Source organism: Lentzea guizhouensis (genome assembly GCF_001701025.1).
GTDB lineage: Bacteria > Actinomycetota > Actinomycetes > Mycobacteriales > Pseudonocardiaceae > Lentzea > Lentzea guizhouensis.
The window spans coordinates 1,306,916-1,325,926 of record NZ_CP016793.1; the positions used below are offsets into that span (position 1 = coordinate 1,306,916).

General features: G+C 70.6%; 20 protein-coding genes. 8 read left to right on the plus strand and 12 right to left on the minus strand.

Translation table 11 applies throughout. The features are described from left to right. Positions 1–130: 130 nt before the first annotated feature. Positions 131–1,312 (plus strand): amidohydrolase family protein, encoded by a 1,182-nt coding sequence (locus BBK82_RS06705; RefSeq protein WP_065920862.1) that lies wholly within the window; start codon positions 131–133, stop codon positions 1,310–1,312. Here BBK82_RS06705 and BBK82_RS06710 read toward each other — a convergent pair. From BBK82_RS06710 to BBK82_RS06720, 3 genes are read right to left on the minus strand one after another with little or no spacing between them, the layout of a single operon-like run. After that, a complete protein-coding gene (locus tag BBK82_RS06710; protein ID WP_065914231.1) occupies positions 1,270–2,214 on the minus strand; it encodes an NAD(P)-dependent alcohol dehydrogenase in 945 nt (314 codons plus the stop codon). The two genes, BBK82_RS06705 and BBK82_RS06710, sit on opposite strands and share 43 nt — an antisense overlap. Beyond that, positions 2,211–2,378: a helix-turn-helix transcriptional regulator gene (locus BBK82_RS49840; protein ID WP_065920860.1), complete on the minus strand. Its 168-nt coding sequence runs from the start codon at positions 2,376–2,378 to the stop codon at positions 2,211–2,213. Before BBK82_RS49840 ends, BBK82_RS06710 begins: the two co-directional genes overlap by 4 nt. A gap of 53 nt (positions 2,379–2,431) precedes the next feature. Next, on the minus strand, positions 2,432–2,857 hold the full coding sequence (locus tag BBK82_RS06720; RefSeq protein ID WP_179953758.1) for a hypothetical protein: 426 nt from the start codon (positions 2,855–2,857) through the stop codon (positions 2,432–2,434). A gap of 167 nt (positions 2,858–3,024) precedes the next feature. On the opposite strand from BBK82_RS06720, the gene BBK82_RS06725 reads away from it, so the two are divergent. Further along, positions 3,025–3,882 (plus strand): class A beta-lactamase-related serine hydrolase, encoded by an 858-nt coding sequence (locus tag BBK82_RS06725; RefSeq protein ID WP_237048054.1) that lies wholly within the window; start codon positions 3,025–3,027, stop codon positions 3,880–3,882. Here BBK82_RS06725 and BBK82_RS06730 read toward each other — a convergent pair. From BBK82_RS06730 to BBK82_RS06755, 7 genes are all read right to left on the minus strand, one after another. Continuing rightward, positions 3,879–4,547, minus strand: coding sequence for an SDR family oxidoreductase (locus BBK82_RS06730; RefSeq protein WP_065914232.1), 669 nt, complete (start codon positions 4,545–4,547; stop codon positions 3,879–3,881). The genes BBK82_RS06725 and BBK82_RS06730 overlap by 4 nt on opposite strands. Before the next feature lie 47 nt (positions 4,548–4,594). Next, positions 4,595–4,957: a VOC family protein gene (locus BBK82_RS06735; RefSeq protein ID WP_065914233.1), complete on the minus strand. Its 363-nt coding sequence runs from the start codon at positions 4,955–4,957 to the stop codon at positions 4,595–4,597. 11 nt (positions 4,958–4,968) lie between these two features. Continuing rightward, entirely contained in the window at positions 4,969–5,313 is a 345-nt protein-coding gene (locus BBK82_RS06740; protein WP_065914234.1) for an MmcQ/YjbR family DNA-binding protein, read from the minus strand. Between the two features lie 40 nt (positions 5,314–5,353). Beyond that, entirely contained in the window at positions 5,354–6,283 is a 930-nt protein-coding gene (locus tag BBK82_RS06745) for a toll/interleukin-1 receptor domain-containing protein (protein WP_065914235.1), read from the minus strand. After that, entirely contained in the window at positions 6,268–6,411 is a 144-nt protein-coding gene (locus BBK82_RS49845) for a hypothetical protein (protein ID WP_154697115.1), read from the minus strand. The genes BBK82_RS06745 and BBK82_RS49845 overlap by 16 nt, the downstream gene beginning before the upstream one ends. A gap of 869 nt (positions 6,412–7,280) precedes the next feature. Continuing rightward, a complete protein-coding gene (locus BBK82_RS06750; RefSeq protein WP_065914236.1) occupies positions 7,281–7,853 on the minus strand; it encodes a DUF6939 family protein in 573 nt (190 codons plus the stop codon). Positions 7,854–7,924: 71 nt separating this feature from the next. Next, positions 7,925–8,815: a DMT family transporter gene (locus tag BBK82_RS06755; RefSeq protein WP_218920588.1), complete on the minus strand. Its 891-nt coding sequence runs from the start codon at positions 8,813–8,815 to the stop codon at positions 7,925–7,927. A gap of 43 nt (positions 8,816–8,858) precedes the next feature. Here BBK82_RS06755 and BBK82_RS06760 point away from each other — a divergent pair, with 43 nt between their 5' ends. From BBK82_RS06760 to katG, 3 genes are read left to right on the plus strand one after another with little or no spacing between them, the layout of a single operon-like run. Further along, positions 8,859–10,223 carry an aminotransferase-like domain-containing protein gene (locus tag BBK82_RS06760; protein ID WP_237048055.1) on the plus strand — a complete coding sequence of 455 codons (1,365 nt, stop codon included), beginning with the start codon at positions 8,859–8,861 and terminating at the stop codon, positions 10,221–10,223. A gap of 37 nt (positions 10,224–10,260) precedes the next feature. Further along, positions 10,261–10,695: a Fur family transcriptional regulator gene (locus BBK82_RS06765; RefSeq protein ID WP_071812540.1), complete on the plus strand. Its 435-nt coding sequence runs from the start codon at positions 10,261–10,263 to the stop codon at positions 10,693–10,695. An 18-nt stretch (positions 10,696–10,713) separates the two neighbouring features. Next, positions 10,714–12,963, plus strand: coding sequence for a catalase/peroxidase HPI (gene katG, locus BBK82_RS06770; RefSeq protein ID WP_065914239.1), 2,250 nt, complete (start codon positions 10,714–10,716; stop codon positions 12,961–12,963). A 76-nt stretch (positions 12,964–13,039) separates the two neighbouring features. Here katG and BBK82_RS06775 read toward each other — a convergent pair whose 3' ends face one another. Further along, positions 13,040–14,041, minus strand: a complete 1,002-nt coding sequence (locus BBK82_RS06775) for a DUF6461 domain-containing protein (RefSeq protein WP_065914240.1) — start codon at positions 14,039–14,041, stop codon at positions 13,040–13,042. Between the two features lie 460 nt (positions 14,042–14,501). Here BBK82_RS06775 and BBK82_RS06780 point away from each other — a divergent pair, with 460 nt between their 5' ends. The 3 genes from BBK82_RS06780 to BBK82_RS06790 are packed head-to-tail and all read left to right on the plus strand — an operon-like array spanning position 14,502 to position 17,911. After that, a complete protein-coding gene (locus BBK82_RS06780) occupies positions 14,502–16,004 on the plus strand; it encodes a glycoside hydrolase family protein (protein ID WP_065914241.1) in 1,503 nt (500 codons plus the stop codon). A gap of 42 nt (positions 16,005–16,046) precedes the next feature. Then, entirely contained in the window at positions 16,047–17,354 is a 1,308-nt protein-coding gene (locus tag BBK82_RS06785) for a hypothetical protein (protein WP_154697116.1), read from the plus strand. 38 nt (positions 17,355–17,392) lie between these two features. Next, positions 17,393–17,911, plus strand: coding sequence for a pyridoxamine 5'-phosphate oxidase family protein (locus BBK82_RS06790; protein ID WP_065914243.1), 519 nt, complete (start codon positions 17,393–17,395; stop codon positions 17,909–17,911). Positions 17,912–17,914: 3 nt separating this feature from the next. On the opposite strand, the gene BBK82_RS06795 is transcribed toward BBK82_RS06790, so the two are convergent. Continuing rightward, positions 17,915–18,967 carry an alkene reductase gene (locus BBK82_RS06795; protein ID WP_065914244.1) on the minus strand — a complete coding sequence of 351 codons (1,053 nt, stop codon included), beginning with the start codon at positions 18,965–18,967 and terminating at the stop codon, positions 17,915–17,917. Positions 18,968–19,011: the final 44 nt, after the last annotated feature.

Sequence of the window (19,011 nt, forward strand, 5' to 3'; positions counted from 1 at the left end):
CTGCGAAGCGTGCGCGGACCTCGCCATGTCGCCGCTCGCATCCAGAGCACTACCCAGCGCACTCCGACCGATCGAGTGACCAGCCCGTCTACCATTGCTTTCCCAGCATGTGAAGCTCAGACTGACCGCCATGCTGGCGCTGAGAGCCGCGCGTGCCTTCGACGGTGAGCACTCGCTCGCCGGCCCCGTCACGGTCATCACCGAGAACGGCACCATCACCGCGGTCGAGCAGGGCCACCCCGACGTGCCGGGCGCCGAGGTGGTCGAGCTCGGCGACGCGACCGTCCTGCCCGGACTCGTCGACACGCACGTCCACCTCGGAGCCGACAGCGAGAACGGTGCGCTCGACCGCCTTCCCGGGTTCAGCGCCGAGCACCTCGACGCGGTGATCGAGGACAGCCTCGACCGCCACCTGAAGGCCGGCGTCACCACGGTGCGCGACCTCGGTGACCGGGCGTGGTCGGTGGTCGAGCAGCGTGACCGGCACCGGCAGCGCGTCCTCGCCTCCGGGCCGCCCATCACCAGTGTGAAAGGGCATTGCTGGTCGATGGGCGGGGAGAGCGCCGGTGAGGACGCCCTCAAGCGGGCGGTGCGGGAGCGGGCCGAGCGGGGAGTCGACGTCGTCAAGATCATGGCCAGTGGTGGGTTCGCCACGCCTGGCACGGTCGTCGACGACTGCCAGTTCACCGAGCGCGAGCTCCGCGTTGTCGTGGAGGAAGCGCACGGGTGCGGGCTGCCGGTGACGGCGCACGCCCACAGCCTCGCCTCGGTGCAGCGCGCGGTGGCCGCCGGGGTCGACGGCATCGAGCACTGCACGTGTCTGGCCGGCGGGGCGATGGTCGTGCCGGTCGAGTTGATGGACGCGTTGGCCGAGGCGGACGTCGCCGTCTGCCACACCCTCGGCGTCACGGTGGAGCCGCCGCCCTTCATCAGGGAGGCGTTCGAGCGGATGGGGATGAGCCTCGCCGCCAAGATCGCCGCGGTCGGCCGGATGCACGACCACGGGGTGCGGTCGGTGTCCGGTACCGATGGCGGGATCGCGGCGGGCAAGCCGCACGGGATCACGGCCCACGCGCTCGCGGACATGATCGAGGCGGGTGTGCCGAACGCGGCGGTGCTGGCCAGTGCGACCAGTCAGGCCGCGAAGGCGTGCGGTGTCAGCAAAGGCGTGCTGAGGGCGGGGTGGGACGCGGACATCATCGCGGTGCGGGGAGATCCCGTGCGGGACATCAAGGCGATGCACCGCGTGACCACCGTGGTGATCGGCGGTCAGATCGTGACGACGACCTTGCCGGCCGACCGTCGCGAGTAGACGTGGTCGATCGCCTCAAGTGCTTCTGACAGAGGGAAGGTGCGGTCGACGGCCGGCTTGACCTCGCCGGCCTCGATGAGGACGCGCAGCTCCTCGAAGACGTCACCGCGTTCCGCCGACGTCAGTCCGACGAGCTTCTGCGGGACGAAGAGGTTCAGCGCCAGCGCCCGCAACGACCGGTCGAACCCGCCGAAGATCGGCTCCGTCGTCTCCGAGCCGACGATCACCACCGTGCCGCGCTTGCCCGCCGCGTCGCGCAGCCGGGACAACGAACGGTGGCCGCCGCAGTCCAGCACCAGGTCGTAGGTGCCGGTGAAGTCCGCGACCGTGTAGTCGACAACCTCGTGCACGCCCAACGAACGGACGAGCTCGACCTTCTTCGTGCTGCACACGCCCGTGACGTGCGCACCGAGCGATCGTGCGATCTGCACGCCGTACGAACCGACGCCGCCGCCCGCGCCGAGCACCAGGACCCGTTGTCCCGCCTTGACCGAACGCAACCCCTGCAACGCGGTGCCACCCGAGATCGGCACTGCCGCCGCCTCCGCGAACGAGAGGCCCGCCGGCTTGCGTGCCAGCCGCTTGGCCTGCGTGACGGCGTACTCGGCGAACGCTCCGTCACAGGTGCCGAACACCTCGTCGCCCACGGCGAACTCGGTCACCTGCGGACCGACCGCCGTCACGACACCGGACACGTCCCGTCCCGGCACCGGCGACTTCGGTCCGCGGAACCCGAAGCCGATGACCCGCAACAGGTAAGGCTTGCCGCTGAGGAGGTGCCAGGTGCCCATGTCGACGCCGGCCGCCCGCACCTCCAGCAGAACCTCACCCTGCCCAGGCACGGGCACATCCAGGTCACCGAGCACCGCCGATCCGTATCTTCGCTGCACAACAGCCTTCACGTCGTCTCCTCCTCCGGGTACTGGAACACCTCTTCGAGCGGAACCCCGAACACGCGCGCGATCCGGAACGCCACCTCCAGCGAGGGCGAGTACCGCCCCTGCTCGATGGCGATCAACGTCTGCCGCGTCACGCCGATCGCCGCGGCGAGGTCGGCCTGCTTCATCTCGTCGTGCGCGAACCGCAACGCGCGGATCGAGTTCGTGACCTTCGTCGGCTTCACCGCACGCCCTGCCGGTAGGCCGCGATCTTGGCGAGGGAACCGAGCACGGCGGACAGCGCGAAGCACAGGTAGAGCACGTTCGCGATCCAGAAGTGCGGCGCCTCGGCCATCGCCAGCACCAGTGCGGCCACACCGCCGATCACGACGAACGACTGGCCGACGTGGTCGCCGAAGCGCCCGATCTCCACGTCGCGCTCGTCGACCTGCAGCCCGCCTTCCCGGCGCGACGCGATGCCGAACCAGATGCCGGACACGATCCCCACGACGATCCCGAACCCGATCGTCCACAGCGCCGCGTCGACGTACGGCACCTCGGCCAGCGGCCGCCCACCGGCCCGCCCCAGCACGAGCACGACGTACACCGCGTAGCCGACCGCGGCGACGATCGCCATGGCCCACGCGCGCTTCTCCTCGAAGGCCACGACCCGCTCCTGATGTCAAAGAAACCTGACACGACCAAGGTAAAGCGAAGCAGACACCGTGTCAAACATCTTTTACTCAGATTCGGGTTTAGCCACAAAACACGCAGATCGGACGGTCTGCCGTCCGGCGGTCGACGTCACCCGTCCGGAGGTCTACGGTGCGGCTCATGCTCCGGCCGATCCTCGTTGCGTGCGCGCTCGCCCTGACTGCCTGCAGCGCCGCCGTGCCGGCCGGACCACCCGCCGCGGCGCCGCTCACGCACTCCCCCGCGGCGGCACCTCTGATCGCGGTGCCCGAGATCTGCCCGATGCCCGACAGCGGCTTCGACTGCGCACTCCAGAAGCGCATCCAGGAGGCCCAGCTGTACGCCGAGACGAGACCCGGCACCGTCGGCATCGTCCTGCGCGACCGCCACAACGGCGTGGTCTGGCGCAACAAGCACGCCGCCGACAAGGTGTGGACCGCCTCCACCATCAAGCTCGCGATGATCGTGAACCTGCTCGAACGCCACCGCGCCGGCAAGATCCGCCTGAGCACCGACGACCGCCGCCTGATGACCGCGATGCTGCACAGCTCCGACGACGACGCGGCCGACACGCTCTGGCAGCGCTACAACGGCGCGACCTTCACCGCCGCGTTCCCCGAGTACGGCATGACCGGCCTGGTCGCGCAGCGCGGCTACGCGTCCTCGTTCCCGTACTGGGGCTTCGAGAAGTGCACGGCCGACGACCTGGACCGGCTGATCAACCACGTCCTCGACGAGGTGGACCCGGCCGACCGGGCGTACATCGTGGAACAGATGCGCAGCGTCGGCCCCGAGCAGCAGTGGGGCGTGTGGGGCCCGGACTCCGGCGTGAAGAACGGCTGGTCGCAGGAGGACACCGGCTGGGTGATGAACTCCGTCGGCTTCGTCGGCGCCGACCAGCGCTACACGTTGGTGATCATGAACAACCTCGCCGGTGAGGGCGGGTACGACGAGGGCCGCGCCACCGACACGGAGATCACCCGCATCCTCTTTCGCTAACTCACCGGAAGCGGCTCGAAGTGGAACGAGCGGATGAAGCAGTCGCGCGGCTGGTTCACGGCGAACAACACGCAATCGGCCACAGACCGTGCCGTCAGCACGCCGTCCCGGCCGTCACCGTCCTCGAAGTCCGGCGGGTACAGCGAGATCATCCGGATGCCCTCCGGCCGCAGGCGCTGGGACATGATCTCCGCGTAACGCCCCTGCCCCGCCTTGGCCGCGTGGAACGCCGCGTGCGCGATGTGCGCCGGATCGCTGCGCGACTCGGCTTCCAGCGACACGACCGTCACCACGTCCGCGCGTCCGGAACGGCGCAGCAGCGGCAGGAAGTGCTCCGTCATCAGCACCGTCCCGGCCGCGCCGGACAGGATCGTGCGCACGATCGCGTCGTCGTCCGCCTGCGACTCCGCGAGGAACCCGGCCCCGTTGTTGACCAACACGTCGACGTGTCCGAGCAGCTCCGCCGTCTGCTCGGCACAACGCCGGACGGACGCCGGGTCCGTCAGGTCGCACTGCAGCGCGTGGGCGTCCGGCAGCAGGTCACGCGTGCGCTGCGCGGCAGCCAACGTCCGCGCCGTCACCACCACCGTCGCACCCTGCTCGGCGAACCGCCGCGCCAGCGTGCGCCCGAACCCCCTGCCGCCACCCGTGATCACCACGTTCATGCCCGGATGCTGCACCCTCCAGCGCGCTGGAGGTCAAGCCGCGGCGCTCACGCCTCCTGGATCGACTCCCACAGGCACAGCACCGAACCCTCGCTGTCCTTCACGTACTGCGAGAACCCGTAGGCGCCGACCTGCTCCTTGGCGTTCAGCAGGACACCGCCGGACGCCACCACCCGCGGCGCGACGTCGTCGATCGACGGCACCTCGACGATGAGCACCGGTCCCTGCACGAACTCGGTGCGCGGCGAGATCCCGCCATCGCTGTCGGCCACGTCGACGGGCTCGCCGTCGGTGTCGACGAGCGCGTACGGGAACGGCAGCCGCAACGACTCCCACCCGAAGACGTCCCGGTAGAACGCGGTCGCCCGATCGAGGTCGTCGGCGGGCAGCTCGAACTTGACCCTGGTCATCGTGTGTCCTCTCAGCGCGCCAGGTCCGGGACAACGGCGACCAGCTCCTCCGGCGCGGACAGCCGCCACGCCTCGAAGACCAGCTCGGCGAGCTCGTCGGCCTCGATCCCCTCCAGGTACACGACGACCCAGCCGAACCCGCCCGAGGTGAACTGCTCCTCGAACACCTCCGGGCGTTCGGCGACCAGCGCCTGCTGCTCGGACAGCGTCTGCTTCAGACCCACGGTCTGCGTGCTCGGCCAGTAGTAGCCGAACACCTTGCCGCGCACGCGGAAGGTGTCGTACTGCTGCCCGGAGGAGCGCTGCACCTCGGTGAGCGCGCCCGCGATGTCCAGGAACTCGTTCGGTGTAGCCACTGCCGACCCCCAAAGCCGAAGGACAGCAGTATAAATCCGACTATTCCGACCGGTCAGACACGTGCGGCGAGCGGTCGCGCGGCACGGTCGCCCGCGACACCACCTCGAAGATCTCGTCGGCGATCACGTCGACCGGCGTGACGGCGGTGTCCCTGGCGACGCGGTCGGCGAGACTCGGGCTGTGGCGCAGCAGATCCCCGATCGTCAGGCCGTGCAGCACGGGCAGGACGACCTGGCCTCCTCCCGCCGCGTTGCCGCGGGTGATGAGGCCGTCCAGCTCGTACGTGGTCCAGCCCTTGGTCAGGAACGACGGCGACAGCACCACCACACCGAAGCGGCTGTGGGCGATGCCCTCGTCGATCTTGCGCCTCAGCGAGTCGCCGATCCTCAGCTCGAACTCGTCGTACCAGACACGCAGGCCCTTGGCGCGCAACGCATGTGCGAGCGGCCGGACCACGGCGTCCTTGTCCTCGGACGCGTGCGAGATGAAGACGTCGCGCTCCTTGTCGAGCAACCTGCCACCGTCGTGGTTCACAGCGGCGACGGGCCCGACCAGGTCGGTGAGCGGACGACCACCACCACCCACGATCCCGGCGGGCAGGACCGCGGTGTTCGGGCGCGACCTGACCACCGTGCCGTCGCTGAGCCGGGCACGCGCCACGTGACCGGGACTCGGCACGGCCGGCACGCCGTGCGCGGCCTGCCAGGTCTCGAACAGCTCCCCGGGGTGCAGCACCGCGGGCAGCGGGCGGTGCGGGTTGTCGACCACGACCTGGGGCGTGGTGTCGAACCAGACAGCGTCCAGCCTGACCGGCGCCGTGCCCTCGTTGGTGACCTTCAGGAAGTACTGGGGCACCGCGGAACCCCCGAAGAACGCGACGTGCACCAGCAGGCTGACCGCCGACAGGTCCTGCCCGGACGTGGTGCGGGCGACCAGGTCCTCGTGGTCGGACTTCACGCCCAGCAACACGTGCGGCGGGTAGCTCTCGCGCGCTCACCGGTGACGATCTCGCTGTCGGCCGCGCACAGCAGGACGAGGTTCTCGTAGCTGTCCGGGTGGCGTGGCGACGGCGCCAGGTCCTCGGTGCGGATGCGCAACCTCGCGACCTGCGTCGCCGACAGGGCGCTTGCAGATGGCGCACCGGCCACCCGCACGCTCCCACAGCAGCGCTCTGTTGGGGTCCAACGTGACCGTTCCTCTGCGCGGGACGGAAAACCAGCCGGGCAGAAGGGTACCGGGCACCCCGTCAGTTCATGTGCCTCCTCGGGTGGTTGGGCGGCCCGACAGGGCCGGGAACTGGCTTGCTCGGTGGGGTCCGCGGGGGCTGCGAGGGTGGTCGGGGTCGCCGCCGGGGCGGCCGAGGTCGCGCGTCGGCGGCTGACGGCACGCCTCGGCTCGGCTCGCCCATCACGCAGGCGGCTCGGCCTCCTCCACGGGATTCCGATCACGCAGGCTGCTCGGCCTCCTCCATGGACTTCTGGTCGCGCAAGCAGCTCCGCCTCCCCACGGCTTCCGGTCGCGCAGGCGGCTCGCCTGCTCTGCGGGCATCCTCGGATGAGTTGGGCGGCTCGGAAGGGCCAGAGGTGGCTCGCTCGGCTGGTGTTCGCAAGGGCTGCTCAGCAGCGGCCGAGGTCGCATGCCAGCTCCCGGCGCCACGCCTCGTCCTGCCGGTCGCGCAGGCGGCCGGCCTCCTCCGCAGGCTCCGATCTCGCAGGCAGCCGTTCTCCTCCACGGGCCTCCGGTCACGCAGACAACTCGCCTGCTCTGCGGGCTTCCCGCCACGCAGGCGACTCGGCCCCCTCCACGGGCATCCGGTTGCGCAGGCGGCTCGCCTGCTCTGCGGGCTTGCCGGTCACCCAGGCGGCTCGGCCCCCTCCACGGCTTCCGGTCGCGCAGGCGGCTCGCCTGCTCTGCGAACTTGCCGGTCACTCAAACGGCTCGGCCCCTCCACGGGCTCCGCGAGCCGTCAGGTGGCCTGCGGAAGACCGGACGTGGTCGCTGAGTTGCCGTCGTCGAGCCTCCTCACGTGGTCAGCGATCAGCGCCGCGTGCGACAGGGGCGTGCTGAGGTCGTCGACGTCGCCGTTCGTCGTGTAGTCGAGCAGTACGACCGACGTCGACCCGGCTAACGCGCGCAGCTCCGCCACGAGGTCCGGTAGCCGGTGGTCGAGGACCCAGCGGTAGGTCGGCAGGTAGATCTCCTGGCGGGCGGTGCGGTAGTCGAGCAGGGTGGAGCCGTGCAGGCCGGCGCGGTGGCCGTGGACCTGGCCGAAGCGGCGGACGGTGCGCTTGAGGCCCTTCATCGACCGCACGCCCAGCTTCGCGGGGTCCACATCGGACTTCTCGAAGACCTTCAGCGCCTGCCACACGCCCTCGACGGACTCGCTCACCACGCCCGGCGACAGCGGGACCGGGATGCCGCCGTGCGGGTAGAACGGGCTGAAGCGCACCCACGGCTCGGGGCCGCGGGAGGTCACGTCGAGGACGACCGCGTCGGGACGGTTGAGCTTGCGGCGCTTGCTCGCCACCTCGATCTGCACTGGACACTCCTCTGCTCGGGTAGGTCGAGCATGGCAGGAGGGTCTGACAATTTTCGGAGGGTCCGCCGGCGTCAGCGGACCGCCGGCTCCGCCACGGAGTTCGTTGACACCACACGGCTTCGTTGGGTCAGCACCACACACACGAGCACCACTGCGGCGGTCACGAGTGCGGGCCAGCCGACCGGTTCGCCGAGCACCAAGGCGGCCCACCCGAGGGACAGAACGGGTTGCGCGAGCTGCAGTTGGCCGATCTTGGCGACTCCGCCCGCGGCCATGGCGGCGTACCAGGCGACGAAGCCGAGGAACATCGAAATCGTGGTCACGTAGGCGAAGTGGAACCAGACGCCGGTGGTGGCGCGGGAGAAGTCCGCTGTGTACAGCGAAACCGGGATGGTGACCGGCAGGGCGACGACGAGGGCCCAGCAGATCGTGCGGGCGCCGCCGAGCTCGCGGGACAGGGCGCCGCCCTCGGCGTAACCGAGGCCGCACACCACGACCGCGATGAGCAGGTAGAGGTCGGCCACGCTGAACGAGCCGGAGAGGCCGCCGCCTGCCGCCAGGAACGCCAGCACGGCGAGCAGGCCGGCACCGCTGGAGAGCCAGAACGCGAGGGGTGGGCGTTCGTGGGCGCGCAGGACGGCCCAGATCGCGGTCGACATGGGCAGCACGGCGATGACGACGGCGCCGTGTGCGGAGGTCTGGGTGGTGAGGGCCAAGGACGTGAAGAGCGGGAAGCCGATGACGATGCCCGCGGCCACGACGACGAGACGGCGCACCTGCGTTACCGAGGGCAGTGACGCTCGGGATAACACGAGGTAGGCGATCGCCAGCACAGCGGCGCCGACCGCACGGCCGAAAGCGACGAACCACGGGTCGAGACCCATTACAGCCAAGCGGGTCGCGGGCAGCGAGTAGCTGAACCCCAGCACCGCGAGCGCGCCGAGTGTTACCCCCGGAGGCACGATAACGTTACTCTTGGCTCTCATGAATGAGGATAACGCAGCCATGCGCGTTATCGAGGAGCTGAGAGCCACGGCACGCTCCGGACGCGCGGGCGATCGGATGCCGTCGGTGCGCGACCTGATGGCCCGGCACAAGGCCTCGCCGGCGACCGTGCAGCAGGCGATCCAGCGCGTCGCCGCGGAGGGGCTCGTCGAGGTCAGGCCCGGTCGCGGGAGCTTCGTCGCCGCGAGGAACGCACGGGCGACCGGACAGGACCTGTCCTGGCAGTCGGTGGCGCTGGGCGAGGGGCGGCCGGGCGAGGACCTGGTCGCGAACCTGGTCGCGGTGCCGAGACCCGAGGTCATCCAGCTCTCCAGCGGGTACCTCGACCCGGATCTGCAGCCGGCGGAGGCGCTCGGCGCCGCGCTCACCCGTGCCGCGCGCAGGCCCGCCTCCTGGGGGCGCGTGCCGGTCGAGGGCAAGGAGGAGCTGCGGGCCTGGTTCGCCAAAGAGGCCGGTGGCGACCTCAGGGCCGGTGACATGACGGTGTGCGCGGGCGCGCAGGAGGCGCTGGCCACGGTGTTCCGCGGCCTCGGCCAGCGCGGCGACACGGTGCTCGTCGAGTCGCCCACCTACCTCGGGGCGATCGCGGCGGCGCGGGACGCGGGGCTCAAGGTCGTGCCGGTGCCCGCGGACGAGGACGGCGTGCGACCGGACCTGCTCCAGGCCGCTTTCACCCACACGGGCGCGAAGCTCTTCTACTGCCAGCCGTTGCACGCGAACCCGCACGGCGGCGTGCTGTCCGACGAGCGGCGGCCCGAGGTCATGCGGATCGTCGCGACGGCCGGGGCGTTCCTGGTCGAGGACGACTGGGCGCGCGGCTTCACCATCGACGGCACCGCGCCGCCCACGCTCGCCTCGCAGGACACCGACGGGCACGTCGTCCACGTCCGCTCGCTCACCAAGATCGCCGCACCGGGCCTGCGGGTCGCCGCGATCGGCGCGCGCGGGCCTGCCGGGCGGCGGTTGCGGACCACCAGGTCGCGGCAGGACCTGTACGTCGCCGGGCCGTTGCAGGAGGCGGCGATCGACTTCGTGACGTCGCCGGCCTGGCGCCGGCACCTGCGCACGCTGCACCAGGCCCTGCGGCACCGGCGTGACGCCCTGCGGACCGCGCTGGCCACTCACCTGCCGGAGTTCACGGTGGCACCGACCTCCGGCGGGCTACACCTCTGGGTGAAGTTGCCGGACGGGCTCGACGACGTCGAGCTGACCACCGCCGCCGCGGCCCGCGACGTGGTGGTGTTCCCCGGACGGCCTTGGTTCGCGGCTGAACCGCCGGGCAACTTCCTCCGTTTGACCTATGGGGGCGCGCCGGAGCACGCGCTGGTCGAGGGCGTTCGCCGGTTGTCTGACATCACTCGTTAACTTGACTCATTCCAGAAAAGCGGGCAAGGTTGCGGCCGTGCCCACGGCTTCCGATTTCGAGCGAATGTTGCGTGGAGCGTCACTGCGCGTGACGGCTCCGCGGATGGCTGTGCTGTCCGCGGTGCACAACCACCCGCACGCCGACACGGACTCGATCATCGGTGTCGTGCGTCAGAACCTCGGCGCGGTCTCCCATCAGGCCGTGTACGACGTACTCCGCGCACTCACCGGAGCAGGCCTGCTGCGCCGCATAGAACCGCAGGGGTCGGTAGCGCGCTATGAGGCTCGTGTCGGGGACAACCACCACCACGTCGTATGCCGTTCCTGCGGTTCCATCGCCGACGTCGACTGCGCCGTCGGCCACGCACCGTGCCTGGACGCGTCCGACGACCACGGTTTCGTCATCGACGAGGCCGAGGTCATCTACTGGGGCACCTGCCCCGAGTGCACGACCGCCGCGAAAAGTTCTTGAACACCCGGAAGGATTCCCGTGTCCGACAGCACTGACGCCAAGGTGAGCGAGTCGAAGGGTGAGTGCCCTGTTGCTCACAGCCGGCGCAGCCACCCGAGCGAGGGCGGCAGCAACCGAGACTGGTGGCCCAACCAGCTCAACCTCCGGATCCTCCGCAAGCACCCCGTCCAGGCGAACCCGATGGGTGGTGACTTCGACTACAGCAAGGAGTTCCTGACCGTCGACCTCGACGAGCTGGCGCGCGACGTCGACGCCGTGCTGACCGAGTCGAAGGACTGGTGGCCCGCCGACTTCGGGCACTACGGCCCGTTCATGATCCGGATGGCGTGGCACAGCGCGGGCACCTACCGCACGCACGACGGCCGTGGTGGCGCCGGCGCGGGCATGCAGCGCTTCGCCCCGCTCAACAGCTGGCCGGACAACGGCAACCTGGACAAGGCCCGCCGTCTGCTGTGGCCGGTCAAGAAGAAGTACGGCAAGAAGCTCTCCTGGGCCGACCTCATGATCTTCACGGGCAACCGCGCGCTGGAGACCATGGGCCTGAAGACCTTCGGCTTCGCCGGCGGCCGCACGGACGTGTGGGAGCCGGACGAGGACGTCTACTGGGGCCCGGAGACCGAGTGGCTCGGTGGCGACACCCGCTACAGCGGTGAGCGCGACCTCGAGTCCCCGCTCGCGGCCGTCCAGATGGGTCTGATCTACGTCAACCCCGAGGGCCCGAACAGCAACCCGGACCCGCTGGCCGCCGCCCGCGACATCCGCGAGACGTTCGGCCGCATGGGCATGAACGACGAGGAGACCGTCGCGCTCATCGCCGGTGGGCACACCTTCGGCAAGGCGCACGGCGCCGGCGACCCGTCGCTGGTCGGTGCCGAGCCCGAGGGCTCGCTGATGGACGCGCAGGGCTTCGGCTGGATCAGCACGCACGGCACCGGCAAGGGCCGGGACGCCATCACCTCCGGCCTCGAGGTGACCTGGACGCAGCAGCCCACCAAGTGGACGAACCTGTTCTTCAAGAACCTGTTCGAGTTCGAGTGGGAGCTCACCAAGTCCCCGGCGGGCGCGCACCAGTGGAAGCCGAAGGGCGACGCGGGCGCCAACACCGTGCCCGACCCCGAGGACGGCACGCTCAACCGCCAGCCGATGATGCTGACCACGGACCTCTCGCTGCGGTTCGACCCGATCTACGAGCCGATCTCGCGCCGGTTCGCGCAGGACCACGAGGCGTTCGCTGAGGCGTTCTCGCGTGCGTGGTTCAAGCTGACCCACCGCGACATGGGCCCGATCCAGCGCTACCTCGGCCCGCAGGTGCCGCAGGAGGAGCTGATCTGGCAGGACCGCCTGCCGGCCCGCGACCACGAGCTGATCTCCACCGAGGACGTCGCCGCGCTCAAGGCGAAGATCCTGGAGACCGGCCTGTCCGTCTCGCAGCTCGTCAAGACCGCGTGGGCCTCGGCCTCGACGTTCCGCCAGAGCGACAAGCGCGGTGGCGCCAACGGTGCCCGCATCCGCCTCGAGCCGCAGCGCGGCTGGGAGGTCAACGAGCCCGACCAGCTCGCGCAGGCCCTGCGGGCGCTGGAAGGCGTGCAGGAGGCGTTCAACAGCTCCGCGACCGGCGGCAAGAAGGTCTCGCTGGCCGACGTGATCGTCCTCGGCGGTGCCGCGGCGGTCGAGCAGGCCGCCAAGGCCGCCGGCCACGACGTCGAGGTCCCGTTCCTCGCCGGCCGCACCGACGCCACGCAGGAGCAGACCGACGCCGAGTCGTTCGCCGTGCTGGAGCCCAAGGTCGACGGTTTCCGCAACTTCGGCAGCAAGGCCAACCCGCTGCCGTCGGAGTACCTGCTGGTCGACAAGGCCAACCTGCTCGGCCTCTCCGCGCCGGAGATGACCGTGCTGGTCGGCGGCCTGCGCGTGCTGGGCGCCAACCACGGCGGCTCGACGGCCGGCGTTCTCACCGACAAGCCGGAGACGCTGACCAACGACTTCTTCGTCAACCTGCTCGACATGGAGACGGAGTGGAAGTCGGTCTCCGAGGACGAGGAGAACTTCGAGGGCCGCGACCGCGCCACCGGTGCGGTGCGCTGGACCGCGACCCGCAACGACCTCGTGTTCGGCTCGAACTCCGAGCTGCGCGCCGTGGCCGAGGTCTACGCGAGTGACGACGCCACCGACAAGTTCGTCGTCGACTTCGTCGCCGCGTGGAACAAGGTCATGAACGCGGACCGCTACGACATCCACGAGGGTGTCACCCAGCCCGAGAACGGCTGAGCGGCTCCACCGTTCCCACCACACCCGGTGCCCCACGCCAACTCCCCCGGCCTGGGGCACCGGCGTGTTCGGGGGGTCAGCGGGCGCGGCCGGCTCGCACGGCGTTGCAGCGGGCGGCAGCGAGAGCGTCGACGGGGTTGTCGCAGCGGGCGGCGATGACGGCGGCACGTGCGTGGGCCCGTTTTTCGGCCAGGCGTTCCTCGGCAGGTTCGGTTCGGTGTCTGGTGACGGAGGCTTGGAGCTGGGCGATCCGGTCCAGCGCGGGATCGGGCGGGGCGCACCGGTCCCAGCGCAGTTGCAGGGTTCGGGTGTAGTCGCGGCGGACGTCGTCGAGGGTGGCCTCGGCGGGGATGTCGACGGCTGCGCAAGCGGCACGGGCGGTTTCCGCGGCGGCGGCACGGACGTCGTCGCTGGACGCGGTGGCGGCCCAGTCCAGCAGTTCGGGTTCGTTGCTCCTCAGCCAGACGGTCGGATCTTTCGGCAGGAACCGCCGCAGGTCGACGATCGCCGACGCCTGGTGCGGCGTCGTCGCCCACTCCTCGGTCAGTCGTGTGCCGGACACGCGCTCCACGAACGCCAACGACTCCGCGCACTTGCGGTAGGGGTCGTCGAACGCCAGCCCGTCCAGGTACGGCAGCAGCGCGTCCGGTCTCTCCGTGCCGATGACGAAGTCGAACGCGCCCAGCAGTTCCCCGCCGCAGGCCAAGCTGAGAGTGCTGTGGAAGTTGACGTTCCAGAAGGCGGAGGCCACCACTGTGTCCCGCGAAAGCTGTTGCAGCACATCGGCTTTCGCGCCGTGCCACCCGTTGTTCTCGGCCAGCAGCACCCAACCGGACACCTCCCCCGCGACCACCGTGAGAAGCTCGTCGGGATAGGCGTTGACCGAGCGCACGCCCGTCTCGCCCAGGTCCGCCTCACGCCACCGCGGGATGCCGCCGAAGCGGGTGAGGGCCTCGTCCACGCCCAGGCCGCGCACCGCGGTGAGGCAGAAGGAGTCGGAGGGCAGCGCATCGGACGACAGCAGGCGGTCGTAGTGGTCGACCGCGTCCGGGCGGATCACCGGTTCTGGCAACGACATGGCTCAACGCTGGCACGTCACGCCGCGGACCTCGACCTGACCGCCGCGAAGCGCACGGTGAACGACAGTGTGCCGACTGTCACAGGAATCCGGCCGACGCTCACCAACTCGGACGCGCTCGCCAGGTCCCACGGCCAAGACGACGAGCCCGACGAGATCATCCCGACCCCAGGTTCGCCCTGCTCAGCACTGCCGGAACCGCCCAGACTCGCTGATCCGTCCACAGCAGCACCGGCACAGGAGGACCTCGTTCCGCCGCTACCGTTCCGCCCGGAACGGCTCGCTGACACCGGCGCGCCGCCACTGATCCCGTCGCCCACCGGAATTGTGCTGCTGGGCAGCGGCATCACCCTTGCAACCGCCGCTCACCTGGCTGACCCGAAGAACATCCACCGGGCATGGAACGGTCGGCGACCAGGTTCTTCACCCGTCTGGAGGACTTGATCACTATGATGAGTGAGTGTCCCTGAGTCGCCGACCTCTTCCGCTGCTCGCTGCACTCGCGCTCGTCGGCGCGGTCACGGCGTGCACGAATGCGGCTGTCGGCGACCCCGTGGCGGCCCCGAGCGAGCAGAAGCCCACGTCGACGGGCAGCACGCGGAAGGCGCCCGCTCCCAGGAACCAGATCGCGCTCAAGACCGAGCTCGGCAGGCAGAGTCCCGGCGTTGTGGTCGCCGGGGCCGGTGACGCGCCCTACAACTACGCGCCCGCCGTGATGTTCGACGGTGGCAAGGTGCGGACGTGGTGGTGCAGCCAGCTCAGCGCCGCGCCGCCCGGTGGTGACGACGTCCTCTACAGCGAGGGTCCCGGGCTCGACGGGCCGATGAGCACGGCGGTGCCGGTGTTCTCCGGCAGCGGGACCAGCTTCGACGCGATGCACACGTGCGACCCGTCGCTGATCAAGATCGGCGGCACCTACTACATGTATTACACCGGGGCGTCGCGCGACAACCACGCGAACGGCAGCTCCGTCGGTGTCGCGACCAGCCCGGACGGGATCGGCTGGACCCGCGCGAACAACGGTCAGTCGATCGTCGTGCCCTCCGGCGACGTGATCCGCGAGAACACCTACGGCGCGGGTCAGCAGTCCGCCGTCTACCTCGACGGCTGGGTGTACCTGATGTTCACCGACACCACCGGCCTCGCCTCGCACCAGAACGGTGCCGGGCAGTACGTGCTGCGGTCGAAGGACCCGACGTTCACGAGCGGTGTCGAGGCGCTGAGCGCGTCCGGGTTCCAGCCGGTGTCCGCGACGAACAAGCCGCGCACCCGGTCGGTCGTCGAGGCGTTCAGCGCGGACTGGATGTGGATCGACGCGGCGTCGACGTGGGCGATCGCGCACTCGACCGACCACGGCACGACCGTGACGTTCTGGAACAAGGACTTCACCCGGCACCCGTTCAGCCCCGTGCTCATCCCCGGCATCTGGCGCGAGGGCCCCGGCCTGGCGCGCACGCCGCTGGGACACGCCCCGGTCAACGCCGTGGACCCGTGCGGGCGCGTGGCGCTGGACGTGTTCCGCTCCACCGTCGACGGGGCGGCCAACGCGCCCACGAACATCACCCGCTTCGGCCTCGACGTGCTCGGGCTGCGGGGCTGCGAGACGTCCGACGAGGCGAGTGCGCTCAACGGCTTCGCGATGCCGTCGCCGGAACGCACGGTCGACGTGGTCGTCGGCGGCAAGGTCGTGCGGTTCGAACGCCGCTCGGTCGCGGAGAAGTTCGCCCGCACCGTGCTGAACGACCGGCCGCCGGGCGTCGACCACCTGAAGGTCGCGGCACGGGTGCCCGCCGGGGTGCCCGCGGTCGCCAACCCCCAAGGTGTCGTGGGTCTGCTGCTCGAGGACAAGCTCTGGGTGATCGGGTCCGCCGAGGCCGCGAACCTGAACTCGTCGGACATCCGGCAGGTCAGCGCCGAGCAGTGGGAGCGTTACGAGCGCCACCAGGACCTCGCCGCGCGCTGACCGGTAGCTTCACCCCCGGAACCGGACGTGGGGGACGGCAGGGTGACGGCGACCAAGATCAGACCGCAGGCGCTCGCGGAGAGCGTGGTACCGGAGTCGAACGGCGAGCGGGCCGTCACCGGGTACGTGCTCGGCTTCCTGGGGTCGGTGGCGTTCCTGCTGCTCATCCCGGCCGGCTGGGCACGCCTGGACCACCTGTGGGCCGAGGACGGCGCACGGTTCGCGGTCGACGCGATCCGCTTCCCCGCCTGGCAGAACGTCGTCGACCCGTACGGCGGGTACCTGCACCTGCTGCCGCGGCTGGTGGCCGAGGTCGTGGCGCTGCTGCCGCTGGAGTGGACGGCGGCCGGGTTCGCGGTGGCCGCGGCGGTGCTGCGGGCGGTCGTCGCGCTGGTCACGTTCGCGGCGTCCGGGGCGTACCTGAGGTCGACCGGGCTGCGGTTCGTGCTGGCCTCGCTCGTGGTGGTGCTGCCGGCGGGCAACTCCGAGACGTTGAACAACATGGCGAACCTGCACTGGTTCCTGCTGTACGGCGTGTTCTGGGCGTTGCTGTGGCGCACCGGTCCACGTGTGCCGGTCGCGTTGTCCGTGGTGCTGGCGGCGCTGTCGAGCCCGTTGGTCTTCCTGCTGGCCCCGGTCGCGCTGGTGCGGCTCTTCCTGCCGCGCAAGGAGGTGCCGATCGCGTTCTTCGGCGCCGTGCTGACGCAGGGCCTGGTGATGCTGTTCGCCGAACGCACGCCGTACTCGCAGGACGCGGTCGATCCCGTGCAGGTGGTGCTGGCAAGCCTGCTGCGGGTGCCGGTGGTGGCGTTGACGGGGTCGGAACGGGTCACGGCGTTCTACCCGGCGCACGGCAACCTGGTGGTCCTCGGCGCGGTGCTGGTGACCGGGCTGCCGGTGGTGCTCGGGCTGTGGTGGGGCGACCGGGCCGGGCGGGCGCTGGCGGCCGTCGCCACCGGGTACAGCGCGCTGGTGATCCTGCTCTGCCTGGTGCTGAACTGGAGTGCGGTGCTGCAGGTGCAGCAGCCGGGTGTGGTGATCTCCGGTCAGCGGTACAGCATCGCGCCGGTGCTGTTCCTGTTCACGGCGATGGCGGTGGGGCTGGACGCGGCACCCGCCGTCGCGTGGCGGCGGTTCACGGTGCGCGCCGGGCAGTGGGTGGTCGGGATCCTGCTCGTGTCGAGCGTCATCGGGTACTTCCAGGAGCCGGGGCCGGTGTTGCGCGGCGTGCCGTGGGACGTGAGCGTCGAGCAGGGGCGGGCGCAGTGTGCGTCAGGGGCGGCGGACGCACGGCTGGAGCACGAGCCCGCGAACTGGTTCTTCGTGGTGCCCTGCGGGCAGCTGGAGTAGCCCTGTCGAAAACGCGCCCGCCCGTTCGACGGTCAGGCATGACGAACTCGACGACCCACACCCGCAACCTCGACCAGTACGGCCACGCGGCGCTGCCGTGGAGCCGGGCGCAGGACCAGCTCGCCACCGAGACGGCGTCGGCCGACGTGCCGTACTTCCTGAACACCGTGCGGCCGGACGGCAGGCCGCACTCGGCCGGCATCGGTGCCGTGTGGTTCGAGGACGCCCTGTACTTCGTGAGCGGGCCCGGCACCCGCAAGTCGCGCAACATCGCGGCCAACCCCGCGTGCACCGTGTCGGTGCGGCTGACCGGCCTCGACCTCGTGCTGGAGGGCGAGGCCGAGCGGGTCGTGGACACCGCCGTCCTGGGCCGGCTCGCCGCGCGCTACCGGGAGGCGGGGTGGCCGGCCGAGGTGGCGGGCGAGGCGTTCACGGCACCGTTCACCGCGCCCAGCGGCGGGCCACCGCCGTGGTACGTCTACCGGCTCGTCCTGCGCGGCGCGCACGCGGTGGCGAGCCGGGAGCCGTACGGGGCGACGCGGTGGACGTTCGGCTAGGAGCTAGTGCCGGTAGCTCGAGAAGTCGATGTAGCCCTTGTCACCGCCCTGGAACCACGTCTCGGCGTCCGCGGTGGCGAGGGGGAGGCCGAGCCGGAAGCGTTCGACCAGGTCGGGGTTCGCCAGGTAGGCGCGGCCGTAGCTGATCAGGTCGGCGCCGTTGGCGAGCCAGCGCTCACCCTGCTCCCTGGTGCCCTCGACAGGGCTGATCTGGCCGCCGGGGTTGAGGATGAACGCGGTCGGCCACGCCTTGCGCAGGCCCATCAGCGTCTCGTCGTCGGTCGTCGCGAGGACGTGGATGTAGGCGATGTCCGGCAGTGCCTTCACCAACGCCGAGTACAGCGCGGGCACGTCGTCCTCCACCACGTCCCACACGGTGCCGCCGGGTGAGAAGCGGATGCCGACACGTTCGGCGCCGATGGCGTCCACCGCCGCCTCCACGGCCTCGACGGCGAAGCGGATGCGGCCGGTGATCGAGCCGCCGTAGCCGTCGGTGCGCAGGTTCGCGTTGGAGGACAGGAACTGCTGGATCAGGTAGCCGTTGGCGCCGTGCAGCTCCACGCCGTCGAAGCCGGCGTCGACCGCGCGACGGGCGGCGTCGGCGAACGTCTGGACCTCGGCGGCGATCTCGGAGGAGGCGAACGCGCGGGGCGTGGGCGCGGGCTTGCGGCCACCGCCGGCGAAGACCTCGGTGGTCAGTGCCACCGCGGACGGGCCGGCCGGGTGGTGGCCCGCGATCTCCGGGTGGCTGACCCGGCCGCCGTGCATGAGCTGGGCGAAGATGCGGCCGCCGTTGGCGTGCACGGCGTCGGTGACCGTCCGCCAGGCCTCGACCTGGTCGTCGCGGTGCAGGCCCGGCGTGAACGGGCCGGACTGGCTCGGCGCGCTCGGGTGCAGGCCCTCGGTGACGATGAGGCCGGCGGTGGCGCGCTGGGCGTAGTAGGTGGCCGTCGATGCGGTCGGTTTGTCGTCCACGGCGCGTGACCGGGTCATCGGCGCCATGACGAGGCGGTTCGGGAGGGTCAGGTTTCCGAGGCGGTAGCTGCTGAGGAGCATGGCCTCTACGCTAGAAACCTGACACTGACGTCAGGGGTAGCTTT